The organism is Streptomyces sp. NPDC101151 (assembly GCF_044768335.1).
Lineage (GTDB): Bacteria > Actinomycetota > Actinomycetes > Streptomycetales > Streptomycetaceae > Streptomyces.
The window spans coordinates 1-26,136 of the sequence record NZ_JBIWPP010000006.1; the positions used below are offsets into that span (position 1 = coordinate 1).

Annotated in this window: 26 protein-coding genes and 1 riboswitch; of the genes, 11 read left to right on the plus strand and 15 right to left on the minus strand. The window is 72.0% G+C overall.

Annotated elements, in window-relative coordinates; all coding sequences use genetic code 11:
* Positions 1 to 213: 213 nt before the first annotated feature.
* Positions 214 to 456, plus strand: coding sequence for a bacterioferritin-associated ferredoxin (locus tag ACIRU3_RS13225; protein WP_404055514.1), 243 nt, complete (start codon positions 214 to 216; stop codon positions 454 to 456).
* On the opposite strand, the gene bfr is transcribed toward ACIRU3_RS13225, so the two are convergent.
* Positions 453 to 932 carry a bacterioferritin gene (gene bfr, locus ACIRU3_RS13230; RefSeq protein ID WP_404055516.1) on the minus strand — a complete coding sequence of 160 codons (480 nt, stop codon included), beginning with the start codon at positions 930 to 932 and terminating at the stop codon, positions 453 to 455. The two genes, ACIRU3_RS13225 and bfr, sit on opposite strands and share 4 nt — an antisense overlap.
* 176 nt (positions 933 to 1,108) lie before the next feature.
* Here bfr and ACIRU3_RS13235 point away from each other — a divergent pair, with 176 nt between their 5' ends.
* Positions 1,109 to 1,741: a sulfite oxidase-like oxidoreductase gene (locus tag ACIRU3_RS13235; protein WP_404055517.1), complete on the plus strand. Its 633-nt coding sequence runs from the start codon at positions 1,109 to 1,111 to the stop codon at positions 1,739 to 1,741.
* Between the two features lie 8 nt (positions 1,742 to 1,749).
* Here the strand turns inward: ACIRU3_RS13235 and ACIRU3_RS13240 are convergent, their stop codons facing one another.
* From ACIRU3_RS13240 to thiO, 6 genes are all read right to left on the minus strand, one after another.
* Positions 1,750 to 2,289, minus strand: coding sequence for a DUF4396 domain-containing protein (locus ACIRU3_RS13240; RefSeq protein WP_404055519.1), 540 nt, complete (start codon positions 2,287 to 2,289; stop codon positions 1,750 to 1,752).
* 83 nt (positions 2,290 to 2,372) lie between these two features.
* Positions 2,373 to 3,263, minus strand: coding sequence for a deoxyribonuclease IV (locus tag ACIRU3_RS13245; RefSeq protein WP_404055521.1), 891 nt, complete (start codon positions 3,261 to 3,263; stop codon positions 2,373 to 2,375).
* A gap of 59 nt (positions 3,264 to 3,322) precedes the next feature.
* Positions 3,323 to 5,248 (minus strand): Stk1 family PASTA domain-containing Ser/Thr kinase, encoded by a 1,926-nt coding sequence (gene pknB / locus ACIRU3_RS13250; protein ID WP_404055523.1) that lies wholly within the window; start codon positions 5,246 to 5,248, stop codon positions 3,323 to 3,325.
* Between the two features lie 140 nt (positions 5,249 to 5,388).
* Positions 5,389 to 6,183: a thiazole synthase gene (locus tag ACIRU3_RS13255; RefSeq protein ID WP_404055525.1), complete on the minus strand. Its 795-nt coding sequence runs from the start codon at positions 6,181 to 6,183 to the stop codon at positions 5,389 to 5,391.
* Between the two features lie 3 nt (positions 6,184 to 6,186).
* Complete coding sequence (gene thiS / locus ACIRU3_RS13260; RefSeq protein ID WP_404055527.1) at positions 6,187 to 6,399, minus strand: sulfur carrier protein ThiS; 213 nt, start codon at positions 6,397 to 6,399, stop codon at positions 6,187 to 6,189.
* Complete coding sequence (thiO, locus tag ACIRU3_RS13265; protein WP_404055529.1) at positions 6,396 to 7,556, minus strand: glycine oxidase ThiO; 1,161 nt, start codon at positions 7,554 to 7,556, stop codon at positions 6,396 to 6,398. The genes thiS and thiO overlap by 4 nt, the downstream gene beginning before the upstream one ends.
* A riboswitch (TPP riboswitch) is annotated at positions 7,554 to 7,665 on the minus strand. Its footprint overlaps the gene before it by 3 nt.
* A gap of 53 nt (positions 7,666 to 7,718) precedes the next feature.
* Between thiO and ACIRU3_RS13270 the strand changes: the two genes are divergently transcribed.
* From ACIRU3_RS13270 to ACIRU3_RS13295, 6 genes are all read left to right on the plus strand, one after another.
* A complete protein-coding gene (locus ACIRU3_RS13270; RefSeq protein ID WP_404055531.1) occupies positions 7,719 to 8,069 on the plus strand; it encodes a hypothetical protein in 351 nt (116 codons plus the stop codon).
* A 32-nt stretch (positions 8,070 to 8,101) separates the two neighbouring features.
* Complete coding sequence (locus ACIRU3_RS13275; RefSeq protein ID WP_404055533.1) at positions 8,102 to 9,334, plus strand: NAD(P)/FAD-dependent oxidoreductase; 1,233 nt, start codon at positions 8,102 to 8,104, stop codon at positions 9,332 to 9,334.
* Between the two features lie 168 nt (positions 9,335 to 9,502).
* Positions 9,503 to 9,868 carry an Rv2175c family DNA-binding protein gene (locus ACIRU3_RS13280; protein ID WP_404055535.1) on the plus strand — a complete coding sequence of 122 codons (366 nt, stop codon included), beginning with the start codon at positions 9,503 to 9,505 and terminating at the stop codon, positions 9,866 to 9,868.
* 90 nt (positions 9,869 to 9,958) lie between these two features.
* A complete protein-coding gene (gene thiE / locus ACIRU3_RS13285) occupies positions 9,959 to 10,606 on the plus strand; it encodes a thiamine phosphate synthase (RefSeq protein WP_404055537.1) in 648 nt (215 codons plus the stop codon).
* Positions 10,607 to 10,726: 120 nt separating this feature from the next.
* Positions 10,727 to 11,650 (plus strand): methylenetetrahydrofolate reductase [NAD(P)H], encoded by a 924-nt coding sequence (gene metF / locus ACIRU3_RS13290; protein ID WP_404055539.1) that lies wholly within the window; start codon positions 10,727 to 10,729, stop codon positions 11,648 to 11,650.
* A 56-nt stretch (positions 11,651 to 11,706) separates the two neighbouring features.
* Positions 11,707 to 12,639: a hypothetical protein gene (locus ACIRU3_RS13295; RefSeq protein WP_404055541.1), complete on the plus strand. Its 933-nt coding sequence runs from the start codon at positions 11,707 to 11,709 to the stop codon at positions 12,637 to 12,639.
* A 13-nt stretch (positions 12,640 to 12,652) separates the two neighbouring features.
* Here the strand turns inward: ACIRU3_RS13295 and ACIRU3_RS13300 are convergent, their stop codons facing one another.
* The 5 genes from ACIRU3_RS13300 to ACIRU3_RS13320 all read right to left on the minus strand — a co-directional run bounded on the left by ACIRU3_RS13300 (position 12,653) and on the right by ACIRU3_RS13320 (position 18,713).
* Complete coding sequence (locus ACIRU3_RS13300; protein ID WP_404055543.1) at positions 12,653 to 14,194, minus strand: phytoene desaturase family protein; 1,542 nt, start codon at positions 14,192 to 14,194, stop codon at positions 12,653 to 12,655.
* Between the two features lie 56 nt (positions 14,195 to 14,250).
* The gene (locus tag ACIRU3_RS13305; RefSeq protein ID WP_404055545.1) at positions 14,251 to 14,865 is read right to left on the minus strand and encodes a DUF4126 domain-containing protein; all 615 of its coding nucleotides are present in this window, start codon (positions 14,863 to 14,865) and stop codon (positions 14,251 to 14,253) included.
* 368 nt (positions 14,866 to 15,233) lie between these two features.
* Positions 15,234 to 15,863 carry a TetR/AcrR family transcriptional regulator gene (locus ACIRU3_RS13310; protein WP_404055547.1) on the minus strand — a complete coding sequence of 210 codons (630 nt, stop codon included), beginning with the start codon at positions 15,861 to 15,863 and terminating at the stop codon, positions 15,234 to 15,236.
* A gap of 47 nt (positions 15,864 to 15,910) precedes the next feature.
* On the minus strand, positions 15,911 to 17,995 hold the full coding sequence (locus ACIRU3_RS13315) for a YhgE/Pip family protein (RefSeq protein WP_404055549.1): 2,085 nt from the start codon (positions 17,993 to 17,995) through the stop codon (positions 15,911 to 15,913).
* Positions 17,967 to 18,713 carry an ATP-binding cassette domain-containing protein gene (locus ACIRU3_RS13320; protein WP_404055551.1) on the minus strand — a complete coding sequence of 249 codons (747 nt, stop codon included), beginning with the start codon at positions 18,711 to 18,713 and terminating at the stop codon, positions 17,967 to 17,969. The genes ACIRU3_RS13315 and ACIRU3_RS13320 overlap by 29 nt, the downstream gene beginning before the upstream one ends.
* Positions 18,714 to 18,880: 167 nt before the next feature.
* On the opposite strand from ACIRU3_RS13320, the gene ACIRU3_RS13325 reads away from it, so the two are divergent.
* The 3 genes from ACIRU3_RS13325 to ACIRU3_RS13335 all read left to right on the plus strand — a co-directional run bounded on the left by ACIRU3_RS13325 (position 18,881) and on the right by ACIRU3_RS13335 (position 20,998).
* Positions 18,881 to 19,444 carry an SAV_6107 family HEPN domain-containing protein gene (locus ACIRU3_RS13325; RefSeq protein ID WP_404055553.1) on the plus strand — a complete coding sequence of 188 codons (564 nt, stop codon included), beginning with the start codon at positions 18,881 to 18,883 and terminating at the stop codon, positions 19,442 to 19,444.
* Positions 19,445 to 19,567: 123 nt separating this feature from the next.
* On the plus strand, positions 19,568 to 20,338 hold the full coding sequence (locus tag ACIRU3_RS13330; RefSeq protein WP_404055555.1) for a methyltransferase: 771 nt from the start codon (positions 19,568 to 19,570) through the stop codon (positions 20,336 to 20,338).
* A 276-nt stretch (positions 20,339 to 20,614) separates the two neighbouring features.
* Positions 20,615 to 20,998, plus strand: a complete 384-nt coding sequence (locus tag ACIRU3_RS13335; RefSeq protein WP_404055557.1) for a DUF3040 domain-containing protein — start codon at positions 20,615 to 20,617, stop codon at positions 20,996 to 20,998.
* A 141-nt stretch (positions 20,999 to 21,139) separates the two neighbouring features.
* Here the strand turns inward: ACIRU3_RS13335 and ACIRU3_RS13340 are convergent, their stop codons facing one another.
* Genes ACIRU3_RS13340 through ACIRU3_RS13350 form a run of 3 tightly spaced genes read right to left on the minus strand, consistent with a single transcriptional unit; the run spans position 21,140 to position 25,928 of the window.
* Positions 21,140 to 23,530 carry a DUF3488 and DUF4129 domain-containing transglutaminase family protein gene (locus tag ACIRU3_RS13340; RefSeq protein ID WP_404055559.1) on the minus strand — a complete coding sequence of 797 codons (2,391 nt, stop codon included), beginning with the start codon at positions 23,528 to 23,530 and terminating at the stop codon, positions 21,140 to 21,142.
* Positions 23,527 to 24,888, minus strand: a complete 1,362-nt coding sequence (locus ACIRU3_RS13345) for a DUF58 domain-containing protein (protein ID WP_404055561.1) — start codon at positions 24,886 to 24,888, stop codon at positions 23,527 to 23,529. Before ACIRU3_RS13345 ends, ACIRU3_RS13340 begins: the two co-directional genes overlap by 4 nt.
* The gene (locus ACIRU3_RS13350) at positions 24,888 to 25,928 is read right to left on the minus strand and encodes an AAA family ATPase (RefSeq protein WP_404055563.1); all 1,041 of its coding nucleotides are present in this window, start codon (positions 25,926 to 25,928) and stop codon (positions 24,888 to 24,890) included. Before ACIRU3_RS13350 ends, ACIRU3_RS13345 begins: the two co-directional genes overlap by 1 nt.
* Between the last annotated feature and the right edge of the window lie 208 nt (positions 25,929 to 26,136).

Here is a 26,136-nt window from a genome sequence, read left to right on the forward strand (position 1 = left end):
CCAGCCCCGGCCCGGGCGTTGCCGGGGCCCTGTTTTTACGGGCCACCTTGGCGGTCCCCGCCGCCCCCCGCCCGGGGGGGGGGGGCCCCCACCCCCCCCCCCCCCCCCCCCACTCCACTTTTGCGGTTCCCGCGCGATGGGTAAGGTTAGGTTAGCCTCACCGATCAACGGGACGGCAGTGAAGAGAACGACCCCGTCGGGAGGTGAATCCGCGTGTACGTCTGCAGCTGCTTCGGCATCACCGAAGCGCAGGTGAAGAAGCATGCGGAGGACGGTGCCTGCACCCCCCGCCAGATAGCCTCCGCCTGCAAGGCGGGCACGGACTGCGGCTCGTGCGTCCGCCGGATCCAGGCGATCCTCGGCCGTGGCGCCTGCCCGCGCCGCGAGCTGGCCGACCAGGGCATGCCGGTCCTGGCGGAGCTGTCCGGCCCGGCCGGCCTGGACGAGGCCGCCTAGCTCTCCGGCTGCTCGATCACCTGGGCGATGTACAGCGCCTCACCGAGCTTCTCCACCAGCTCCAGCTGGGTGTCGAGGTAGTCGATGTGGTTCTCCTCGTCGGCGAGGATGTCCTCGAAGATGTTCGCGGACGTGATGTCGCCCTTCTCCCGCATCACCTTGATGCCCCGCTTGAGCCGGTCGATCGCCTCGACCTCGATCTGCCGGTCGGCCTCGAACATCTCCTTGACGGTCTGGCCCACCCGCACATGGAACAGTCGCTGGTAGTTCGGCAGCCCTTCCAGGAACAGGATCCGGTCGGTCAGCACCTCGGCGTGCTTCATCTCGTCGAACGACTCGTGCCGCGTGTACTTGGCGAGCTTGGTCCAGCCCAGGTTCTCCTGCATCTTCGCGTGCAGGAAGTACTGGTTGATCGCGGTCAGCTCGCCGGTGAGCTGCTCGTTGAGGAACTCGATGACCTCGGGGTCGCCCTGCATCGCAGCGGCTCCTTCCACACGGAGGGACGGGTGAGGTATGCGGCCGCATGATTGCACCGGTGGAGAAGATCGTCCAGTAAGTGCGTACTTAGTAAGTACACGCTGACTTGATAGCAGTTGTCCGATTTGCGGAAAGGTGGTCAAGGGCACTGTCGCAGGTCTGTCAGGATGGAGACATGGGTCATCCGGTGAAGCGCGAATCTGGGGCAGCGGCAGGGTCCGAGCTTCCGCCGGGGCAGCGACTTCAGCGTGGCTGGCCGGTCACGCACTACGGGCCCGTGCCGAAGTTCCGGCCCGAGCGCTGGGAGTTCCGGGTCTTCGGCATGACCGCGGACGGTGACAAGCGCACCTGGAACCATGAGGAGTTCACGGCCCTGCCGTACACCACCGTGGTGGCCGATCTGCACTGTGTGACGAAGTTCAGCATGGTCGGCGCGGAGTGGGGCGGCATCCCGGCCCGCGCGATCCTGGACCTGGCCCCGCCGGCGCCGGACGTCACCCATGTGATGGTGTGGGCTGAGTACGGATTCAGCTCGAACCTGCGGCTGTCGGACTTCGCCTCCGACCGCTCGATGTTCGCCACCCACAAGGACGGTGAACTCCTCACCGCCGAGCACGGCTTCCCGGTCCGCCTGATCGTCCCCCACCTGTATGCCTGGAAGGGTCCCAAGTGGGTGCGGGGCGTGGAGTACATGACCGCCGACCGCCGCGGCTTCTGGGAGGAGCGCGGCTACCACAACCTCGGCGACCCCTGGAGGGAGCAGCGCTACTCCTACCAGGAGGAGCCCGGGGACGGTCCCGAGCTCTGACCGGTGCCTCAGTGGTGGTAGCGGTGCACCACCGCGTGCCCCTTGCCCCGCCCGATCGTCCACTTGTTGACCGGCGTGGTCACCACGAAGGCGAGCACGAGCGAGATCACCAGTGAGATCCAGAACAGCGCATCGCTCAGCATGGCGTCCCTCGCGGACGGCCAGAGCATGATCACGCCGTTGTCGATCAGCTCCATCACGGCGATGGACAGGGTGTCCGCGGCCAGCGCCACCCGGAAGGCCGTGGGGAAGTCGACCCCGGCCCGCAGGACCCCGCGCAGGGTGAGCGAGTAGCCGAAGAAGAAGGCCAGGGCGATCGCCAGCAGCGTGGTCGGCAGGTTGCCCCATCCGAACGCGGTGCCGATGACCATGCCCAGCACCTCGCCGATGGCGCAGCCGGTGAGGCAGTGCAGGGTGGCCTGGACGGCCGTCCGCCAGCCGGCGCCGGCCGCGTGGTCTTGGTGGTGCTCGTGGCCCTGCTGCTCGTGGTCGTGCTGTTCGTGTACGGAGTGCTGCTCGTGCTGGTGTGCGTGTGCCGAGTGGTCCATGGGTCCCCCAATGTCAGGCGGTGGTTCCTGCCACCGAGGAACCGTATACCCCCTGGGGGTATTCCCGTCACCTCTGGACGGGCTCAGGAATCCCGGAGCTTCTTCAGCCGCTCCACATCCGCCGCGTGCCCCTCCTTCCCGCCGGGGGTCTCGATGATCAGCGGCACGCCCTCGGTCGCGGGGTGGGTCATCAACGCCCGGAACGGATCCTCGCCGATGTGCCCGGCGCCGATGTTCTCGTGCCGGTCCTTGTGTGCGCCGACCACGTCCTTGGAGTCGTTGGCGTGAATCAGCTTCAGCCGGCCCGCGCCGACGGTGTCGACCAGCAGGTCGAGGGTCTGATGCATACCGCTCGGGCCGGTCAGGTCGTGCCCGGCGGCGAAGATGTGGCAGGTGTCCAGGCAGACGCCCAGCTTCGGGTGGGCGTCCAGGGCCTCGAAGTACGGCCCGAAGTCCCAGGTGCGCGAGCACAGCGAGGCGCCCTGTCCGGCGGTCGACTCCAGCAGCAGGAACGGGTCGTCGTCATGGGTCAGCTCGTCCAGCAGGGGCAGCAGATGTTCCCGCACCTGCTTCAGTGCCACCGCCCGCTCCCGGCCGCCCGTCGCGCTGCCCGTGTGCACGACGACACCCAGCGCGCCGATCTCGCGCCCGCGCCGCAGCGAGTGCCGCAGCGACTCCACCGACTTCTCCACGGTCGCCTCGGTGTGCGAGCCGAAGTTGATCAGGTAGGGGGCGTGCACGTACGCGGGGATCGACCCCGCCGCGCAGGCCGCCCGGAACTCCTCGTCCTGCCGCGGGTTGCCGGCCGGCGTCGCCCAGCCGCGCGGATTGGCCACGAAGATCTGTACGGTCTCCGCCTTGAGATCACGGGCGTACGACAGGCCCACGGAGTTCAGACCGCCGGCCACGGGGACGTGGCCGCCCACGGGATTGCGGGAAGGGCCGGGGGCGGCACCGGAATGTTGACTGCTCACCCGTTCAGGGTGTCATGTCCCCGGAGCGCTCCCGTCGCGTGCTCCCGCAGGCGCTTCCGTCAGCGGATGGTGATCGTGATCGTCGAACCCTTGGGCGCCGTCTCGCCACCCTCGACCGACTGCTCCTTCACCGTGTCCCCGAACAGCCCGAGCAGTCCGCGGTCGTCGTCGACCTTGAAACCCGCGCCCTCCAGCGCCTCGTGCGCGTCGTCGACGCTGTCCCCGACCACGTCCGGCACCTCGATCATCTCCGGGCCCTTGGACAGCGTCAGCGTCACCGTGTCGCCCTCGGCGGCCTGCCTGTCGCCCGCCGGGGTCTGCCGGGCCACCTTGCCCTTGTCGTACTCGGAGTTGACCTGCTCCGCGGAGACGGCCACCTTCAGGCCGGCGTCCTCCAGTTCCTGCTTGGCGTCGTCCAGGTCATCGCCGGTGACGTCCGGTACGTCGATCGGGCTGCCCTTGCTGACCAGCAGCGCGATCGCCGAGCCCGCGTGCCGTTTGATGCCCGCCTCCGGGTCTGTGCTGATCACCTGGCCCTTGTCGACGCTGTCGTTGAACGCGCGACTGACCATGCCCGGCTCCAGCCCGGCGGCCTTCAGCTGTGCCTGCGCCTTGCCCAGCGGGACGCCCTGCAGATCGGGCACCTTCACGATCTCGGGACCGCGGGAGATGACGAGGGTCACGGAGTCGTTGCTGCGGATCCGGGCCCCGGCCGCCGGGTCGGTGCTGATGACCCGGCCGCGCTTCACCGTGTCGTTGAACTCGAGCTTGACCCGCTTGACGTCGAGCCCGGCCGTGTTCAGCCGAGCCCGCGCCTGCGCCTCGGTCTTCGTCAGCAGCGGCGGGACCTTGGTGAACTGCCCGGAGTTGATGTACCAGACGCCGGCACCGACACCGAAGACCACCAGGACCGCGGCGATCAGGGTGATCAGCCCGCGCCGGGGCCGCGCGGGCCGCCGCCGGGGCGGGGCGGGCGGGCTCTCCAGCCGGCTGGTGTGCTGGACGACCGCGGCCTCGTCCTCCTCGTTGACGGGCAGGGGCCGTGGCACGGTCAGCGAGCGGGGTATGACGCTCGTACGGTCCTCGGCGATGTCGTGCTCCGCGGACAGCGCCTGCGGCGGCAGGGCGTCCAACTGCTCCGCCCTGAGCCCGGACCGCGCCTGCAGCACCTGGCCGAGCAGCGCCGCCGCGTCCTGCGGGCGGTGGCCCGGGGTGCGCGCGGCGGCCGAGGCGACCAGCTGGTCCAGCTCGTGGGGCAGCCCCGGCACGAGCGCCGAGGGCGGGGGCACGTCCTCGTGGATGTGCTTGTAGAGCACCTGCGCGGGGGACTCCCCGGAGTGCGGCTTGCCGCCCGTCAGCATCTCGTAGAGGACGACGCCGCACGCGTACACGTCGACGCGGGGGTCGGCGGTGCCCTGCTCGATCTGCTCGGGCGCGAGATACGACACGGTCCCGAGCACGGCACCCGTCGTGCTGGTCACGGTGTCCACCGACCGCACGAGCCCGAAGTCGGCGACCTTGACCCGCCCGTCGTCCCCTATCAGCACGTTCTCGGGCTTCATGTCGCGGTGCACGAACCCGGCCCGGTGCGCGGCGCCCAGCGCGGCCAGGACGGGCTCCAGAATGTCCAGCGCGGCCCGCGGCTGCAGCGCGCCCCGCTCGCGCAGCACGTCCCGCAGGGTGCACCCGGCGATGTACTCCATCGCCAGGTACACGTACGACCCGTCGGCGCCCTGGTCGAAGACCTGCACCACGTTGGGGTGGGCCAGCCGGGCGACCGATTTGGCCTCCCGGATGAACCGCTCGACGAACGACCCGTCGGCCGCCAGGGTCGGGTGCATCACCTTGAGCGCGAGAACGCGGTCCAGGCGGGTGTCCAGGGCCCGGTAGACCGTGGCCATCCCGCCGACCGCGATCCGCGCCTCGACGCGATACCGGCCGTCGAGCACCTGCCCGACAAGGGGGTCCTGAAGGGTCGTATCCACGCAGGCGAGTGTACGAGGGACGAACGACACTCCCGCCCGCTCGGCCGTTCAGGGGACGGAATGCAGCAGAGCTGTGACTCTTGTGCGACCGGACGGGAGGGCCAGAAGGCAGGCCTAGAAGGCAGGCCTAGAAGGCAGGCCTAGAAGGCAGGGCGCTCGGGATCCAGGTGCGCGAGCCCCTCCGCGGGGGAGGAGGCCTCCGCGAAGTGCCTGCGCGGGATCCGTCCGGCCAGCCGCGCCAGCCGCCCCGCCTCCACCGCGTGCTTCATGGCGGCGGCCATCGTCTCGGGCTCCTGCGCCCGCGTGACGGCCGAGGCGAGCATCACACCGGCACACCCCAGCTCCATCGCCAGCGCCACGTCCGACGCCGTACCGGCCCCCGCGTCCAGGATCACCGGCACGCGCGCGTGCTCCACGATCAGCTGGAAGTTGTGCGGGTTGCGGATCCCGAGCCCGGAGCCGATCGGCGAGCCCAGCGGCATCACCGCCGCACAGCCCACGTCCTCCAGTTTCCGCGCGAGCACCGGATCGTCGTTGGTGTACGGCAGCACCGTGAAGCCGTCGTCGACCAGCGTCTCCGCCGCATCCAGCAGCTCCACCGGATCCGGCAGCAGCGTCCGCTCGTCGGCGATGACCTCCAGCTTGATCAGATCGGTGCCGAGCGCCTCCCGGGCCAGCCGGGCGGTCAGCACCGCCTCCCCGGCGGTGAAACAGCCCGCCGTGTTCGGCAGCACCCGGATGCCCAGCTTCTCCAGCACCGACAGCACCGAGCCGTGGACCTCGGGATTGACCCGCCGCATCGCCACGGTGGTCAGCTCGGTGCCGGAGGCGGTCAGCGCCCGCTCCAGCACGTCCAGGCTCGGCGCGCCGCCGGTACCCATGATCAGCCGGGAGCCGAGGGGCACACCGCCGAGGACGAAGGGATCGTCGGCCATGGGTCAGCCTCCTTGGACGGCGGTGAGGACTTCGACGCGGTCGCCCTCGGCGAGGGCCGTGGTCGCCCACTGCGCGCGCGGGACGACGGTTTCGTTGACGGCGGCGGCCACCCCGGAGGGTGCCGCGGTGAGGGTCTTCACGAGGGCGTCCAGAGCGGTGCCCGGGGCGACCTGGTGGCGCTCCCCGTTCACGGAGACGGTGACGGCGATGGTCATGCGGACTGCTCCATGAGGACGTCGCCGAAGCGCTTCGGCGAGAACGGACGGGCGTACTCCGGCAGCTCACCGGCGACCAGCACCTCTGCCATCACATCCCCGGTGACCGGTGTGAGAAGCACCCCGTTGCGGTAGTGCCCGGTGGCCAGCAGCAGTCCGTCGAGCCCGGACGGGCCGAGCAGCGGGGCGTTGTCGGGGGAGCCGGGGCGCAGTCCGGCCCGGGTCTCGGTGAGCGGCAGCTCGGTGAGCCCCGGCACCAGCTCATGGGCGTCGCGCAGCAGCTCGTACACGCCCCCCGCGGTCACCGTCGTGTCCCAGCCCAGCTCCTCGCTGGTCGCGCCGACGACCAACTCGCCGTTCTCCCGGGGCACCAGATAGACATGGCTGCCGCGCACCACGGCCCGCACGGTGCGGCTCAGGAAGGGCGAGTACCGGCGCGGCACGGTCAGCCGCAGCACCTGCCCCTTCACCGGCCGCACGGGCGGCAGCACGTCGTCCGGGACGCCGGTGAGACGCCCGCTCAGGCTGCCGCCCGCGAGCACGACCTGTCCCGCGCCAAGCACGGTGCCGTCCGCCGTGGTGACCCCGGCGGCCCGGTCCCGCACGACGTCGAGCCGTTCGGCCCACGACCGGTGGAACACCACCCCGGACCGCTCGCACGCGGCCACCAGGGCCGACGCCAGCCGCCTCGGGTCGATCTGGTGGTCCCCGTCGACCCGCAGCCCGCCGCGCACCCCGGGCGCGAGCATCGGCTCCAGGCGCCGGCACTCCCGCCCGGACAGCCACTCCGACTCCAGGCCCGAACGCTGCTGAAGCGCATGCAGTTCGCGCAGGTGGGCACGGTCGTCGGCATCGAGGGCGACCGCGAGCGTGCCGCAGCGGCGGTAGCCGAGGTCGTGGCCGGTCAGCCCGGTCAGTTCGGCGGCGAAGTCCGGGTAGCGGCGGGCGGACTCCAGGTTCAGGGCGAGCAGTGTCTCCTCGCCGTAGTGCAGTTCCGTGACGGCGGCCAGCATCCCCGCCGCGACCCGCGCGGCCCCGCCGCCGGGCTCGGGGTCCACCACGGTCGTGGCGAGCCCGCGCTGCGCGGCCCGCCAGGCCGTGACCAGGCCTATGATTCCGCCCCCGATGACGAGGACGTCGGACGTACGTGACGACATGGGCGTCCAGCCCCTCCCTTCGCCGGCATGACCCGGATCAGGTTCGTACGGTCGGAGGCCGCCAGCCTCCCTCTCAGCCCGGTGCGTCCGGGCTCCCGCGAGTGCTTGTACGGTGGCCACCCTAGCCCGCAGCGCTCGTCACCCGTAAGGGAGCCCCTGCCCATGGCCCGCTCGCTCGACGGACTGATCCTGGCCCCCGTCGCGGACCAGGCCCCAGGTCAGGTGGGTACCCGCACCCGCTTCGCGTACCACGAGCAGGACGGCGAGATCTGGGCCGAGTACGCGGGCGGCGACGTCGTGCGCGGCCGTCTGGTCGGCACCCGGGAGGGCGACCGGCTGGACTTCCGGTACGTGCAGCTGGGGCACGACGGGACCACCTCCTCGGGGCACTGCGCGTCGACGGTCGTGGACCTGCCGGACGGGCGGGTGCGGCTCGAAGAGACCTGGGAGTGGGAGTCGCGACCGGGCTCCGGGACCAGCGTTGTGGAACAGGTCACTGAGCACGCCCGCTGACTGACGATTTGTCAGTTGTCTATGGTGATCGGGTGAGCGAGCAGACAGCGCAGCAGGGCACGTCACAGGGGCGGCGCGTGGTCGTCGTCGGCGCGGGCATGGCCGGGGTGCAGACCGCGGTCGCCCTGCGGGAACAGGGCTTCACGGGCACGGTCGCGCTGATCGGCGCCGAGCCCCACCAGCCGTACGACCGGCCGCCGCTGTCCAAGGCCGTGCTGCTCGGCAAGGCCGAGGGCTCCGCCTTCGACGTCGACTTCGACGCGCTCGGCATCGAACTGCGGCTCGGCTGCGAGGTGCTGGGCGTGCGCCCCGGCGACCATGAGCTGGACACCGAGGCCGGGCCCGTCCCGTACGACGTGCTGGTCCTCGCCACCGGCGCCGAACCGATCCGGCTGCCCGGCACCGAGGGCGTGCCCGGCGTGCACCTGCTGCGCACCCTGGACGACGCCGAACGGCTGCGGCCCGTGCTCGCCCGGCAGCACGACATCGTGGTCGTCGGCGCCGGCTGGATCGGTGCCGAGTTCGCCACGGCCGCCCGCGAGGCCGGCTGTGCCGTGACCGTGGTCGAGGCCGCGGACCGGCCGCTGGCCGGCGCCCTGCCCGCCGAGGTCGCCGCGCCCATGACCGCCTGGTACGCCGACAGCGGTGCCGAGCTGCGCACCCACGCGCGCGTGGAGCGCGTCGAGCCCGGCGCGGTGATGCTCGCCGACGGCGCGCGGCTGCCCGCGGGCGCCGTCGTGGTCGGTATCGGTGCGCGCCCCGCCACCGCCTGGCTGGCCGGCTCCGGCATCGAGCTGGGCGCGCACGGCGAGGTGGTGGCCGACGCCCACCTGCGCACGTCCGCCCCGGATGTGTACGCGGTCGGCGACTGCGCCTCCTTCCCCTCGGGCCGGTACGGAGTGCGGCTGCTGGTCCACCACTGGGACAACGCCCTGCAGGGTCCGCGCACGGTCGCCGCGAACATCCTGGGCGAGATCCCCGTGATCTACGACCCGGTGCCGTACTTCTGGTCCGAGCAGTTCGGCCGGTTCGTCCAGTACGCCGGCCACCACCCCGCTGCCGACCGCCTGGTGTGGCGCGGCGACCCGGCGGGCCCGGCCTGGTCGGTCTGCTGGCTGCGCGAGGACCGGCTGGTCGCTCTGCTGGCCGTGGGCAGACCGCGCGACCTGGCCCAGGGGCGACGGCTGATCGAGACCGGCCGCCGTATGGATCCGGAGGCCCTGGCCGACCCGGCACGGCCCTTGAAGGACGCCACCGCCGGTTAGGCGTGTCCGGCGGCTCGGGCCGGCTCCGGGCCACGGTGCCTCACCAGAGCGGATGTGCGTGCCGGACGTCAGGATTCCGGCATGATCCGCCGGAGCGGCCCCGGACGCGTCCTCCCAGGTGGACCGCCCTGGCTTCCGACTGTCAGTGGCAGATGGCAGGCTTGTTCCGTGACCGAGATTGACGCAAAGATCGATGCTCTCGTCCCCGCCTGGCTCACCCTCCCCGACATCGCCGAGATGCTCGACGTCGAGGTGACGCGTGTGCGGCAGCTGGTCAAGGAGGGCCAGCTCGTCGCTGTACGCCGAGGTGAGAACCGGGCGCTGTACGTCCCCGCCGCCTTCATCGACGGGGACAAGGTCGTCAAGGGCCTGTCCGGGACCCTGACGCTCCTGAGGGACGACGGCTTCACGGTGGAAGAGATGATCGAGTGGCTCTTCACCCCCGACCCGACCCTGCCCGGGACCCCCGCGCAGGCTTTGAGTGAGAATCGCGGCACGGAGGTGAAGCGCCGCGCCCAGGCGCTCGCTGTCTGAACCGACCCGCACCACGGGTGGCGTACCGGGCCCCGGCCCGTACGCCACCCGCTCGCCCACCCATGACACCGACCGAGGGGGGACACACGTATGTCCGACACCGCCCGCAGCAGGCTCGCCGACGCCCGCCTCTACCTCTGCACGGACGCCCGCAGGAGGCAGGGCGACCTCGCCGAGTTCCTGGACGCGGTCCTGGCCGGCGGTGTCGACATCGTCCAGTTGCGCGACAAGGGCATGGAGGCCGCCGAGGAGCTGGAGCACCTCGAGGTCTTCGCCGACGCCTGCGCCCGGCACGGCAAGCTGCTGGCGGTCAACGACCGGGCCGACGTCGCCCACGCCGCCTCCGCCCATGTGCTCCACCTCGGCCAGGGCGACCTCCCGGTCCCCGCGGCCCGCGCGATCCTCGGCGCCGACGTCCTGATCGGCCGCTCCACGCACGCCGAGTCCGAGGCCGCGGCGGCCGCCGGCCAGGAGGGCGTGGACTACTTCTGCACCGGCCCTTGCTGGCCCACCCCCACCAAGCCCGGCCGGCACGCCCCGGGCCTCGACCTGGTCCGGTACACAGCCGCCCTGGGCACGGACCGCCCCTGGTTCGCCATCGGCGGCATCGATCTCGGCAATCTGGACGAGGTGCTGGACGCGGGCGCCCGCCGGGTGGTCGTGGTGCGTGCGATCACCGAGGCCGACGATCCGGGAGCCGCCGCGGCGGAGTTCACCAAGCGGCTGCGGCAGGCCTAGGGCCCGCCCGACAGGGCGTGTGTCCAGGTTTCTGTCCAAGGGGTGGACAGGAGGGCGACAATTCGGGCAAATTTCCGGCGCCCGGTTGGGAGACCGCCCACCCGTGGCTAACCTGCGGGTATGGCCCTCGGAACCGCATCCACCAGGACTGATCGCGCACGCACTGTGCGCGACATCCTCGCCACCGGCAAGACGACGTACTCGTTCGAGTTCTACGCGCCGAAGACGCCCCAGGGCGAGCGGAACCTGTGGAACGCGCTGCGGAGGGTCGAGGCCATGGCCCCCGACTTCGTCTCCGTCACCTACGGCGCGGGCGGTTCCACGCGCGCGACCACGGTCAAGGAGACCCAGCAGATCGTCGTCGACACGACGCTCACCCCCGTCGCCCACCTCACCGCGGTCGACCACTCCATCGCCGAGCTGCGCAACATCATCGGCCAGTACGCGGACGCGGGCATCCGCAACATGCTCGCCGTGCGCGGCGACCCGCCCGGCGACCCGATGGGCGACTGGGTCCCGCACCCGCGGGGCCTGGCGTACGCGGCCGAGCTCGTCCGGCTCATCAAGGAGTCGGGCGACTTCTGCGTGGGCGTCGCCGCGTTCCCGGAGATGCACCCGCGGTCCGCGGACTGGGACACCGATGTCGCCCACTTCGTCGACAAGTGCCGTGCGGGCGCCGACTACGCCATCACGCAGATGTTCTTCCAGCCGGAGTCGTACCTGCGCCTGCGCGACCGGGTGGCGGCGGCCGGCTGCGACACTCCTGTCATTCCAGAGGTCTTGCCTGTCACCAGCGTGAAGATGCTGGAACGGTTGCCCAAACTCAGCAATGCGCACTTCCCGGACGCCCTGAAAGAGCGGATCCTCACAGCCAAGGACGATCCGGCGGCGGTACGCTCCATTGGCATCGAGTTCGCCACGGAGTTCTGCGCACGGCTGCTGGCCGAGGGAGTGCCCGGACTGCACTTCATCACGCTCAACAACTCCACGGCGACGCTGGAAATCTACGAGAACCTGGGTCTGCACCACCCCCCGCAGGCCTAGACCGGCCGCACCGCGATACGACACACTGCGTAGCGGTTACTGGGAGAGGGGCGTACATGGGCTGGACGGTCCTCTACATCGCGTTCGGCATCGTCGCACTGTGGTTGCTCGGCGAGGTGCTGCTGCAGTACAAGGCACGGCTGCGCTGGCGGCTGCTCGCCTTCGTCGGCTTCCTCGGCGTCGTGCTCGGCGTGCTGATGCCGTCCGTCGTCGTGATCGGCCTGGGCGCGATCGCCTTCGCGATCGGCCAGACCTACGTCACCCTGTCCTTCCGGCGCGGCTTCGCCTCCGGCTGGGCGGTCAAGCGTCCCGAGACCGAGGCCGAGGGCGGCGGCAGCAAGCGCCGCCGCGGCAAGGCGGACCGCCACGACCCGAGCCTCGAGGTCTCCGACCTGGAGGCCGCCGAGGGCGACGACCGGGACGCCGACTACGGCCCCGACCAGCTCGCCTACGGCGACGACGGCTACGACCGTGACGACGTCTTCACCCCGGCCCGCTCTCCCGAGGCCGCCGCCGAGACCACCGCCGTCTACGAGCCGCAGCCCCTCCCCGACGACACCGGCTCCTACGGCATCTACGGCGACACGGCCTACGCGGGCGCCGCCCAGCCCCAGGGCGCCGACCAGACCTACGCCTACGACTACTCGGGCTACGCCCAGCAGGGGTACGGCTACGACACCGGCGCCCAGCAGCAGGGCTACGCCAACTACTCCGACCCGTACATCGGCACCCAGTCCTACGGCGGCACCTCGTACGACCCCGGCTACGGCCAGCAGCAGTACGGCCAGCAGGCCTACGGCCAGGACGCGTACGCCACCGGAGGTTACGGCGAGACCCCGTCCGGCGGAGTCTGGGTCCCGCAGCAGCGCAGCGACGAGACCTACGGCGGCGAGCTTCCGCAGGAGCAGCCGTACCCGTACCAGGGCCATGAGCAGCAGCAGCCGCAGCCGCAGCCGGGGGCCGGGTACGACGAGCAGTACCGTTTCTGAAGCCCGGCTCCGCTCACTGGGAGCCGCGGAACTGCGGACCCTCCACGATCAGCCCGGCCACCAGCGCACCCGACATGCCGGCGTGCGGGAGGCCGCCACCGGGGTGGGACCAGCCGCCCACTCGGTACAGACCGGGCAGGCGCGTCGTGTTCGCCGGATGCAGGTAGCGGCCCCGGCCGGCGGCGAGTGCGGGGGCGGGCACGGCCCCGAAGAGGGCGCCCGTTTCACTTTCCGTGTGCAGGGGCGCGCGCACCTCGTGCCACAGAAGGCGGTCCCGCAGCCCGGGTACCGCGCGCTCGGCGGCATCGAGGAGGAAGTCCGTGTAGGTCCGGACGGTCCCCTCCTCCTCCCAGGAGGCTTCGGTCGACACCACTGCGGACACCACCACGGACTCGTGCGCGTCGTCCGGTCTGAGCGCGGGATCGTCGGGGCGCAGCACGGTGACGGTGGGACACACGGGTTCGTCGCCGCCGGGTGAGACCAGGAAGTCCAGCTCGGACTCGGGGGCTCGTGGGTGCACGACCGTCCGGTGCGCGGCTCCGGCCTCCCGCCCGCCCCGCAGGGCCAGCAGGAGAACGAACCGCGCGGGCGGGGGTGACACGGGGTCGGCCCGCACATCACCGTCCTCGTCCAGCGGATGCTCCGTCAGGGCCCGCAGCCGTGCCGGGTCCAGATCCGCCACGACATGGTCCGCCTCGGCCACCGTCCTTCCCCCAGAGCCGAAAGCCTGGGAGGTGCCCCCAGCCAGCTCCACACCCACCGCCCGGCCGTCCTTCTCCAGGATCCGGGTGACCTCGGCGCCGAAGAAGAACTCGACCCTCCGCCGCACGCACCGCTCGTACACCGCGCGCGCCAGCTCGCGTATGCCGCCACGTACGTACCACGTGCCGAAGGCGTGCTCCATGTACGGCAGTACAGCCGCGCTCGCCGGAGCCGTCCGGGGATCGAGGCCGTACGCGAGCACCTGGCTCTCCAGCAGGGCTGCCAGACGCTCGTCCCGCAATTCCCACGCCCCGATCTCGGCCGGCGTGCTCGCCCGCCGTGTGCGCAGCAGACGCTTGTGCGGGACGGCCGGATACGGCTCCCGCTCCGCGAGCACCTGCCAGTCCGGCCACAGGGGCTCCTCCAGCAGCGGCCGGCGTGTACGGTCCCAGGCCTCGCGCGCCCGGACCAGGAAGTCGCCCCAGCGCTGCCCGGCCCCGGCACCCAGCGCCTCGTCCAGCGCCGCGACGACACCCGCGCGCGAGGCGTTCGGCAGGGACACCTGCGTGCCGTCCGCGAAGACGTGCCGGGAGGCCGGGTCGACCTGGACCAGCTCGACGCAGTCCTCCAGGGGCTCCTTGCCGGTCTTGACGAACAGATCGCGGTACACGGCGGGCAGCGGCAGCAGACCGGGACCGGTGTCGAAGGCGAACCCGTCCCGCTCGAAACGGCGCACCGCACCGCCGTACGTCTCCGTACGCTCGTACACCGCCACCCGGTGGCCCGCGACGGCCAGCCGGGCAGCGGCCGCCATCGCGCCCATCCCGGCGCCGATCACCGCAATCCGTGCCATGCCTGCGACTTTATCGACCGCCACCGACAAGCCGGCCCGCGGGCGGGCGGTGATCGTCAGCCGGGTGGTTCGGACATCCGCGAGGCCAGCCGCCGTTCCTCCCGCCGCTGGGCCCGGCGCCGCAGAAAGCGCCGGATGCGGGAGACGAGGAACAGCAGCACCACGAGCCCGGAGACGAGCAGCACCGCCGCGATGATCGCCGCCGCCTCCGGATGGAACATAGCGAACGAGACGATGCCGGCCACGCCGAGGTCCTCGGCGAGGCTCAGGACGAAGTTGCTGAACGGTTCCGGCGAGGTGTTGACCGCCATCCGCGTTCCGGCTTTGACGGCGTGGCTGGCCAGCGCGGTCGAACCGCCGACCAGCCCGGCCGCCACGTCCGACAGCGAGCCGCTCTGCCCGGCCAGCAGCGCCCCGACCCAGGCGCCCGCGAGCGGCCGGATCACCGTGTGCACGGAGTCCCACACCGAGTCGACGTACGGGATCTTGTCGGCGACCGCCTCGCACAGGAACAGCACGCCTGCCACGATCAGGACCTCGGGGCGCTGCAACGTCTGCGGGACGTCGTCGCTCACCCCTGTCACGCCGAAGATGCCGAGCAGCAGCACCACCGCATAGGCGTTGATGCCGCTCGCCCAGCCGCTGGTGAAGACCAGGGGAAGTACGGACACGGACGCGATCGTAGCCAGCCGGCGGGCCGACGTCGTGGGCTGGCGCACGCACGGCTGAGTATCCGTACTCAGACGGTGAGATGAGTACGCGCGCGGATGGGCTGCGACCTGTGTCGACGGGAGAGTGGAGACACGGCAGGGGGCGCGGACCGGCACCGCCGGCACGGGGCGGCGGAACGGCGCCCGCGCCCTGGCCGTTCCTTCCGCCGATCCGTCGGCGGAAGCGAGACGGGGGACCCGGGGCAGACCACCACGGGGGACCATCGGGGGAAACCGTACGGGGAAGTGCGGGGGAGTACGGGAAGCACGGGGAATGGGGAAGGCGCCGGTCCGGCAAGCGGACCGGCGCCTTCCGTGTGCTCCTGTGCTCAGCCCTTGCCGCTCACGCGTCCTTGCAGCAGGCGGGACAGGGCCGCGTGGACGTCGTCCAGGGAGCGCTCCGGCTGGAAGGACTTCCAGTCCAGGGCGGCCACCAGGACCATGCCGACCAGCGCGGCCGCCGTCAGCTGGATGTCGATCTCGTCGCTGAACTCACCCGCCGCGACGCCCTCGCGCAGCACGCCCTCGACGACGGCGACGGCCTCTTGCCGCACCACCATCAAGGTGGACTGCCAGGCGCGGTTGGTGCGCCACAGCTCGGCCACGTACAGCTGGGTGAAGGCCGGGTAGCGGTCGATGAAGACCAGCCCCGCGCGGACCATCGCGTCCAGCGCGTCCACCTTGCTGCCGCCCTCGGCCGCGGTCCGCTCGGCCGCTTCCTGGAGGGAGGCGGTGAGGAGGCTCACGCCGTGCCGCAGCAGCTCCTCGAAGAGGACCGACTTGCTCGCGAAGTTGTAGTAGACCGTGCCCTTCGCCACTCCGGCCCGCTCGGCGATCTCGTCCACCGTGGTGGCGGAGAAGCCCTGCTCGGCGATGAGTGTGACGGCCGCTTCGTAGAGCTTCTGCCGGGTGGCCTCGCGGCGCGTGCTGCCGCCGGACGTGGCGCTGCTGCTTTCCATGGCCCCGATTGTCACAGGTACGCGCGCGTGCAGGGACTTCTTGGGGATCACAGGCTCAGCTCGGGGTGCAGCCGGTCCAGCGTCCACACCTGGCGGCGCCGGGCCGCGAGTGCGGTCAGGGCGAGCGCGCCCGCGGTGAACGCGACCAGGACGGCGCACGCCTGCCACACCGGGCCGAGCCCGCCGCCCGTGATCAGCCGGCGCAGGGCCGCCACGATGTAGCTCATCGGCAGGAACGGGTGGAGGGCGTTGAAGAAGCCCGGGCTGGTCTGCACGGGGTAGGTGCCCCCGGCCGAGGTCAACTGCAGCATCAGCAGGGCCAGGACCAGGATCCGGCCGGCCGCGCCGAAGCGGGCGTTCAGCCACTGCACGAGCGCCGCGAAGCACGCCGCCACCAGGAACAGGAAGCCGACCGTGCCGGCTGCCCGCGCCATCTGCAGGCCGATCGCCCAGTGCAGCACGGACATCAGGGCGACCGTCTGCAGCACGCCCACCGCGGCCACCGGCAGCCAGCCGGCCAGGGCGATCCGCCAGGCCGGCGAACCGGCCGCCAGGGCACGCCGGTTGAGCGGCGCGATCAGCATGTACGCCACCATCGCGCCCACCCACAGGGACAGCGGGATGAAGTACGGGGCGAAGCCGGTGCCGTAGTTGGGCGCCTTGTGCAGGTCGTGGGAGGCGAGCTGGACCGGGTCGGCCATCACGTCGGTGCGCTGGTCGCGGTCCTGCTTGTCGTAGTCCGGGATCTTCTTCGCGCCGTCGTGCAGACCGCCGGCGAGCTTTCCGGAGCCGTCGACCAGCTTGTACATGCCGCCGTTCAGCGTCTCGGCGCCCGACTCGGCCGTGCCGATGCCCTTGTCGAGCCGGGTCGCCCCGATCCCGGCGGTGCCCAGCCCGGAGTGCAGCTTCTTCGCGCCCGCGGCGACCCGGGCCGCGCCGTCGTTCAGCTTGTTGATCTTCGTGACGGCGTCGTGCACGTCCTCGTAGAGGTGCGGCGCGCGCTCGGCCAGGGCCTGGGCCTGCTTCTGGAGCGTGCCGAGGTTGTCCTTCAGCGTCTTCAGGTCGCCGTCCTGGTCGGCGATCAGGGTGTTGAGGTCGTCGGCGACGGTGGCCACGTCGGCGGCCGCCTGCCTGGCCTTCTTCAGATCGGGGCAGACGGGGTCGGGGATCACCGCGGTCTCGCAACGGGCCTTGTAGACCTCGTCCAGGACGGCCGAGGAGGCATGGGCCGTCCTGGCGGCGCCCGGCGCGAGCTTCACCAGCACGTCGAGGTTGTGGCGGACCGCCGCGGCCGAGTCGGCGACCAGCTGGGCGGTGTCCCCGATGGTCTTCTCGTTGTCCTTCAGGAACGGGCCGGCCTGCTTGTACACGCCGTTGACGTTGTCGGCGAGGGTCCGGGTGCCGTCCGAGACCCGCTGTGAGCCGTCCTCCAGGTCGCTCGCGCCCTTGGTGAGCTTCGTCAGGCCCTTGGAGAGCTTGCCGCTGCCGCTCTTGGCGTCCTTCAGGCCGTCCGCGAGGTCCTTGGAGCCCTTCTCCGCCTTCCCGAGGCCGCCCTTGAGCCGGTCGGCGCCCTGGGCCGCCGTCACGGTCTTGTCGTGAATGCCGGAGAAGGAGATGAAGATCCGGTCCAGGAAGGTCCGGGACGCCTTGGTGGACGCGGCCGTGCGGACCTCGTTGAAGACCGTCCGGGAGATCTGGCCGACGATGTAGTTGTTCGCGTCGTTCGTGCGCACCCGGAGCGCGCCCGTCTCCGGGGAGCCGCCGGAGCTGGAGGCGATCCGCTCGCTGAAGTCGGACGGCATCGTCAGGGACAGGTAGTAGGTGCCGTCCTCGACGCCCTGGCGTGCCTCGGCGTCGCTCACCTGGTGCCATTCGAAGGTCCGGCTGTCGCGCAGCCCGTCCACGATGTCGTCGCCGGCCGCGACCTTCTTCCCGCCGGCCGTGGCGCCCTTGTCGTCGTTCACCAGGGCCACCGGGATCCGGTCCAGACGGCCGTACGGGTCCCAGAACGACCACAGGTACAGGGCGCCGTAGAGCAGGGGCAGCACGAGCAGCGCGACCAGGGCGGCGCGCGGCAGCTTCCCCCGCCCGAAGCGCCTCAGCTCAAGCGCGGCCAGCCTCGGCGAGCGCATCGGCCTCCTCCTTCGGGTCGCTCTTCTCGTCACTCGGGCGGGTGGGAACGGAAACGCAGTCGTGGGGGGCGGTGCGGCACACGGCCAGGACCGTCAGCCCCGCGCGCGTGAGGGACCGCAGCAGGTCCCAGACCTCGGCGCGCTCGGCGTCCGAGAGCTTCATCTCGATGTCGTCGACACCGAGCAGCCGGGGCCGGCCGAGAAGGGCCAGCGCGATGGACAGGCGCAGCTCCTCAAGCCGCTCCAGGTCGCGTACGGCCGTCCGGGAGCCCTTGGGGAGCGTCTCCAGGTCGAGTCCGGCGGCGGCCAGGGCCGCGTCGACCCGCAGCCGTGCCTCGTGGGAGCGGTCCGCGCGGGGCCGCAGCACCTCGCGCAGCGAGTCGCCGAACCGGCGCTGCAGCAGGGCCCGCTCCCGCAGGTGCTCCCCGACGGTCAGGGCCGGTTCCAGATCGGTGACACCGGCGACGTTGGCCACGGCGCTGACGCGGCGCACGGCCGCCATGTGCCGGGGCAGTTTCAACCCGCCCACCGCGGCCGCTCCCGCGCTGGGCTTCATCCGTCCGGTGAGCGCGAGCAGGAGGCACGTACGGCCGGAGCCGGACGGTCCCTCGATCGCGATCAGTGAGCCGGGCTCCGCGTCGAGGGCGATGCCGCGAAAGGCCCACCCCCGTGGCCCTTTGAGCCCGAGGCCCTCGGCTGTGACGTCCACGCCGTCCACAAGCCCCCCTGCCTGCTTGCAATTATTTGAACTGACTGGTCAGTGCAAAAATACGCCCGAACCTACGATCGAGGCAAAAGCCCAGGTCAGAACGGATTGTCAGTGCCATACCTCACGATGGGCACATACGGCACCTGTGCCGTCACCCAGACGACAGGAGGTTCGTCATGGCCAACTCCTCCGCAGCCGCCGCCCACCGGCGCCGCGCCACCGGCCCTGCCCCCTCACTGACCGGCCCGGCGAGCGATGTGCACCCCGTGCTCCGCCGGGCCACGGCTCCGCCCGCCGCCCTCGACCTGCTCGCCCAGGCCCGCGCCGGACTTGACGAGGCCACCCGCCTGGAAACACCCAACGAGCGCTATGCGACGGCCCACCTCGCCGCCCTGCGCACCGCCGCCGCCGTGCTCGCCGCCCGGGGCCGCCCCGAGACCTCTCCGCGCCGCCGGGCCCGCATCCGCAGCGCCTGGGAGGTGCTCCCCGAGATCACCCCTGAACTGACCGAGTGGAGCGCGCTCTTCGCCTCCGGCGCGGCCCGCCGGGCCCGCGCGGAGGCAGGCATCCAGGGAGCGGCCGGGCAGCGGGACGCGGACGACCTGATACGCGACGTGGCGATGTTCCTCCGCATAGTCGAGCGGATGCTGGTGCTCCAGCCCGTCCTGCCCCAGCCCCGCCAGGACACCGACGAGCAGGGCCGCCCGAGCACCCGCGGCCACCTGCCGGACGCGGGCTGACCACCGATGGTCCGCCGTGCGAGACGGACCCGGCGGTCCCCCGCCGCGATGACCGGGTACGGCAGCGGAGGCAATAGGGTGGAGGTCGCCTGAAGCCTTCCGCCTGCCGAGGAGTCAACTGCCGTGTCGGACCCGATGCGCCCCCGGGCCTCTCTCCGTACCGCCGTGGTCTGGGAGGTCCTCCAGGACGCCCTCGACCGCCGGGTCAAGGCCACGGGACGGGACGCGCTGGACGTGCTCGACACCGGGGGCGGCAGCGGCAACTTCGCGGTGCCCGTCGCCCGCCTCGGCCACCGCGTCACCGTCGTCGACCCCAGCCCGAACGCGCTGTTCGCGCTGGAGCGCCGCGCCGCCGAGGCCGGTGTCGCCGACCGGGTCAAGGGCGTCCAGGGCGACGCCCACGGCCTGTTCGACGTGGTCGAGCGCGGTGCCTACGACGCCGTGCTGTGCCACGGCGTCCTGGAGTACGTCGACGACCCGGCCGAGGGCGTCCGCAACGCGGTGGCCGCGCTGCGCTCCGAGGGCGTCCTCAGCCTCCTCGCGGCCGGTCTGGGCGGTGCCGTCCTCGCCCGGGCCCTCGCCGGGCACTTCAAGGAGGCCAAGCAGGCCCTGGAGAACCCTCAGGGCCGCTGGGGCGCCGGCGACCCGATGCCGCGCCGCTTCACCGCGGAGCAGCTCACCGCGCTGGTCGAGGGCGCGGGCCTGAAGATCGGCGCCGTGCACGGCGTTCGGGTCTTCGCCGACCTGGTGCCCGGCGTCCTGGTGGACACCGAACCCGGCGCCCTCGACGCCCTGCTGAAGCTGGAGGCGGCGGCGGCCGAGTTGCCCGCGTTCCACTCGGTGGCCACGCAGCTTCATGTGCTCGGTGAGACGCAGGGTGCCGCTCAGGCCTGAGCGGCCGGTGTGACCCGCCGCTGATCAGGGGCTGGGCAGCAGATGGAGTACGCCACAAGCCCCCCGATCGAGCGGTTTGCGCCGTATGATCGAGGTACACGGTCCGGCATGACGGATCGGCTGCCGGGGAATGGAAGCCTCAGCGAGCCGGGACGGCCATGGCGGATTCCGGTTGGCCTATTGGCGTAGAGGGGCGGGTTTCACGGGGGCGATTCCCTGCCTATCCTGAAGGGACCCCCCGGGTCGCCCCGGCGACTGCACGATGAGGAGGACTCCGTGCCGCTCTCGGAGCACGAGCAGCGCATGCTCGAGCAAATGGAGCGAGCGCTGTACGCCGAAGATCCCAAGTTCGCGTCGGCGCTTGAGGGAAGTGGGCTGCGGACGTACACCCGGCGGCGGGTCTACCAGGCGGTCGCGGGCTTCCTCGTGGGTATCGCGCTCCTCATGGCCGGAATGGTCGCGCAGCAGATCTGGGTCAGCGTGGTGGGCTTCCTCGTCATGCTGGGCTGTGCCGTACTCGCCGTCACCGGCTGGCGAAAGGCGCCCAAGCCGGGGGAACAGCCCGCGGGCGCTCCTCGCCGGCAGGCACGGCAGAAGCGTTCGATGATGGACCGGATCGAGCAGCGCTGGCAGCGCCGCAGGGACGAACAGGGCCACTGACCGCTCGCCGTATCAAGTCGGCGACGCGCCGGATCGGGGCGGACAACAGCACAGACATCCGTGAGGGGTGACCACCAGCCGGTGGTCACCCCTCACGCGTGCTCCGGACGAGCGGGACGCCAGGCCCCGCCCGCCTCGGCCTCAGCCCCGCTGTCCCGAAGGCCTGGGCAGCGTCGGCCGGGCCGACACCACGCGGGCCCGGAGCGCCGTCCACCGGGCCGACGCCGCCCACAGCACCCGTGCGGCCGACCGAGGCGCGAACAGCGCTCGCAGCCGCGTGCGCCCGCTCGCCGCGCCGTTCAGGGCGGCGATCACCTGGCGTACGTCCTCGGCCAGGCCCGCCACCGGGCGCGGCCGGGGCGCGTACAGCACCTGCTCCAGCGCGTCCGCCACCCGGTGCACCGCGGCCCCGGCCGCCGGGTCGAGCTGCCCCAGCCGGACGATCCGGGCGGCCGCCTTGCGCGGGGTCTGCGACTCGTCCGGCAGGATGCCGACGTCCCAGGCGCTGTCGGTCAGCTCCTGCCAGGCCGCCAGCGTGTGCGCTGCCGCGCCCTCCCCGGTCCGGGCGTGCGCGCCGAGCCGTACGGAGCGCACGCGCGCCCGCCACAGCACCGGCACCAGCGGGATCGCCAGCACCGCAAGGACCCCGAGCCCGATCAGCGCGAGCCAGAGCAGGCCCCACAGACCACCGCCACCGCTGTGCTGCACCACCGCCGCGGACGGGCTGTCGCACGCCTCGAGCTTGCGCATCTGGGCCGTGCAGCTCTCGCTCGGCGAGGCCGCCGCCGAGGGCGCCGTGGACGACCCACGGGACGGCAGGGCCTCGTCCGGCAGGGAGCTGCCGGGCTTGTCCGACTGGGTGTACGACGGCACGGTGCCCCGGGTGGGGGTCGGCTCGAAGCGGGTCCAGCCCACGCCCTCGAAGTACAGCTCGGGCCACGCGTGCGCGTCCTTCAGGCTCACCGAGACCGCCCCGTCCGCCTGCGGGGTGCCGGGCGCGAAGCCCACCGCGACCCGGGCCGGGATGCCGAGCGTGCGGGCCATGGCCGCCATCGCGAAGGAGAAGTGGACGCAGAATCCCTGCTTCTTCTCCAGGAAGTTCGCGATCGCGTCCGGGCCGCGGCCGACCTCCACCTGGGTGTCGTACTGGAAGCCGCCGGACACCGCGAAGTAGTCCTGGAGTTTGACCGCTTCCTCGTAGTGGTTCGCCGAGCCCGCGGTGATCTCCTCGGCGGTCCTGGCCACCACCTTCGGCAGCTTGGACGGCACCTTCGTGTAGTCGCGCCTCAGGGCCGGCGGCGGCTGTGCAGCGGCCGCCAGCTGATCGGCGGTCGGCTGCACGTCCAGGCTGTTCACCTGGTAGGTCTCGCCGCGCGTCGTCTGCCCGTGGTCACCGACGAGCGTCATGCCGACCGGCTCGTACCGCCAGTTGCCGCTGATCCGCACCCCGCTCGGCGGGTACGGCATCGGCAGCCAGTCCTGGGCGTACCAGTCCGCCGCCGTGATCGTCGTCCTCACCGTGGTGCGCTTGATGTCCGTGCCCAGACCGATGGGCGTGGGGAAGACGTTCGGCACGCCGCCGATGTGCCGCTGGGACGGCTTCCAGGTCGTGCCGTCGAAGTCGTCGAGGGAGACGATCCGCAGGTACATGTCCGAGAGGTCGCCCGCGCTGGTCTTCAGGGACAGCACCTGCCGGTCGTTCTCCACGTTCAGGCTGTCGCGCAGCGACACCAGGGGGTTGACCGCGGAGATCGTGCCGCCCCTCCCGTTGCCCGCGCCGACGCCCGTTCCGGCGGCGTCCAGCAGGCCGCCCTGGATGGAGAACAAGGGGAGCGCCGGCACCAGCACGGCGACACCGAGCGCCACCACGCCGATCCGGCGCCCCGTGCGCACCGGGGCCACCGCCCCGCCGTCCGGTCCGCCCGGTGTGCGCTGCGCGCCGCCGAAGACGCGGCCCCACTGGGCCAGCCGGTCCCGGCCCTCGGCGAGCAGCAGCATCAGATAGCCGACCGCCGCGACCACGAACCACACCCAGTCGGTGCCGTCGTCGGACAGCCCCGCGGCCACCGAGTACAGCGCGAGCAGCGGCAGTCCGGCGGGGGCCGCACTGCGGAAGGTCACCGCCAGGGTGTCCACCAGCAGGCCGATCACCAGGACACCGCCGATCAGCATCAGTTTGATGCCGTCGGTGAGCGGTGCCGGTATCGCGTACCGGCTGACGTCGTCCGAGCCCTGCTGCAGCAGGTCGGCGAGGTGCCGGAAGGCGTCCGGTCCGGGGATCAGCCCCACGATCGCCTGCGCGTGTGCGAAGACCAGGGTCAGCAGCATCAGCGTGACCAGGGCCTGCGCCGCCACGGTCAGCGGCCTGGCCAGAGGCACCCGCCGGGCCGCCGCACCCACGCCGGTCTGCACGGCGACCAGCAGCACCGTCTGGAACAGCCACGTGGGCTGGTTGACCAGGGGCAGCAGTGCGCACGCGGCCATCAGCGTGGCCGCGGCGGCGCACAGGGCCAGTCGTGCCCGCCCGCTCATCCCAGTGCCTCCCCGCTCATCGCGGTCAGGCCCGAGCGCTCCCGGTCCGCCTGCCGCCACAGATCGTTCAGCGAGGCGCCGCGCGGCACGCCGAGCACGGTCCAGCCCGCCTCGCGCAGCATGCGCAGCCGCTCCTCGTGCCGGTGGCCCGGGCCGGGTACATCGGTCGTCTCGCGCACCCAGGTGTCCGGGTCCAGTACGAAGGCGACCGCGCCGCCGCTGCGCTGGCGCATCTTGGCGACCACCGCGGCCTGCTCCTCGTCGAGATCGCCCAGGAAGGCGATCAGCAGCCCCTCGTTCCCGCCGCGCAACAGGTCGTACGCCCGGGACAGGCCGGTGCCGTCGGAGTGGTCGATCACCGCGAGGGTGTCCATCATCAGCCCGGCCGCATCGGCGCCGTCCTGCCCGACGCCTGCGAACCCGTCGGCGCCCCCGCCGGGCACCGAGCTGCCGTTGTCCGTCAGCAGGCGCACCGTGAAGCCCCGTTCGAGCATGTGCACCAGGACCGATGCGGTGCCCGAGACGGCCCACTCGAAGGCCGAGTCGGGGCCCGCGCCCTCGTAGCCGATGGCCCGGGTGTCCAGCAGGACCGTGCAGCGCGAGCGCCGCGGCTGCTCCTCTCGGCGCACCATCAGCTCGCCGTAGCGGGCGGTGGAGCGCCAGTGCACCCGGCGCAGGTCGTCGCCGTAGCGGTACCCGCGCGGGATCACGTCGTCCTCGCCGGCCAGGGCCAGTGAGCGCTGCCGTCCGTCGCCGTACCCCTTGGCCTCGCCGGTGAGCCGGACGGGCGCCAGCGGCTCCACGCGCGGGATGACCGTCAGCGTGTCGAACGTCGAGAAGGAGCGGGTCAGTTCGCACATCCCGAACGGGTCGGTCAGCCGCAGTTGCAGCGGGCCGAGCGGATAGCGGCCGCGCAGGTCCGAGCGGACCCGGTAGGACACCTCGCGGCGGCCGCCCGGCTCCACCCGGTCCAGCACGAAGCGAGGCCTCGGCCCGAGGACGTAGGGCACCCGGTCCTGGAGCATCAGCAGGCCCGTGGGCAGCCGGGAGACGTTGTCGATGCGCAGGTGCACCCGGGCCTCGCTGCCCGCGGGCACCCGTGCGGGGGAGAGCCTGCGGTTGCCGGCCACCCGGTAGCGCGTGCGGTAGAGCACGGCGGCGCACAGCAGGGGCAGCACGGCCAGCAGCAGGCCGACCCGCAGCAGATCGCTCTGGCCCAGCACATAGGCGCAGACCGCGGCCGCGATCCCGGCGGCCAGGAAGGAACGCCCGCGGGTGGTGAGCCCCGCCAGGGCCGTACGGACGCCGCCCGGCTCCCCCCGGTCGGCCTCCGGCTGCCCGGTCCCCCCGGTGCTCATCACAGACTCCGCGGGGGCTGCTGGGGATAGGCCGGCACGCCCCGGCCCAGACCGCCGAAGCCGGTCTGCTGCTGGGGCGCCGCGGGCACGGGGGTGTGCTGCAGGATCTCCAGGACCACCTGTTCGGCGGTACGGCGGTTGAGCTGGGCCTGGGCGGTGGGCAGCAGCCGGTGGGCGAGGACGGCGCCGGCGAGCGCCTGGATGTCGTCGGGCAGCGCGTACTCCCGGCCGCTCAGGGCGGCGGACGCCTTGGCCGCGCGCAGCAGGTGCAGCGTCGCGCGCGGGGAGGCGCCGAGTCTGAGATCGGGGTGCGTGCGGGTGGCCGAGACCAGCTCGACCGCGTACCGCCGCACCGCCTCGGAGACGTGCACCCCGCGCACCGCCTCGATCAGCTTCAGGATCTCGTGCGCGTGCGCCACCGGCTGCAGGTCCTCCAGCGGGGAGACCCCGCCGTGCACGTCCAGCATCTGCAGCTCGGCCTCGACGCTCGGGTAGCCGACGGAGACCCGGGCCATGAAGCGGTCGCGTTGGGCCTCGGGCAGCGGGTAGGTACCCTCCATCTCGACCGGGTTCTGCGTGGCCACGACCATGAAGGGGCTGGGCAGTTCATAGCTCTGCCCGTCGATGGTGACCTGCCGCTCCTCCATGGACTCCAGCAGCGCCGACTGGGTCTTGGGCGAGGCGCGGTTGATCTCGTCGCCGATCACGATCTGCGCGAAGATGGCGCCCGGCTTGAACTCGAAGTCCCGGCGCTGCTGGTCCCAGATGGACACACCGGTGATGTCCGAGGGCAGCAGGTCGGGCGTGAACTGGATGCGCCGCACCGTGCAGTCGATGGACCGCGCCAGCGCCTTGGCGAGCATCGTCTTGCCCACGCCGGGGACGTCCTCGATCAAGAGGTGTCCCTCGGCGAGCAGTACGGTCAGCGAAAGCCGTACGACCTCGGGCTTGCCCTCGATCACACCCTCCACCGAACTGCGGACGCGCTCCACAGTGGCGGTCAGATCAGTGAGGCTCGCTCGATCGTCATAGGTCGTCACCCGGCCCTCCTCGGCCCGTTCTTACTCGGGCCGACGCTCTGCGATGCGAACCGGCCCACCCCGAAAACACGGACACCGCACGGAAATGGTTCCGCGCGCCGCCCACCCCCGCATTCTTGCTGCCGTTACCGATTCGTGTCACTCGCCTGTGGACAACTGCCCGCACGATGTCGGTCTTACGTCCTTTTCGACCATCGTTTTCGATGCC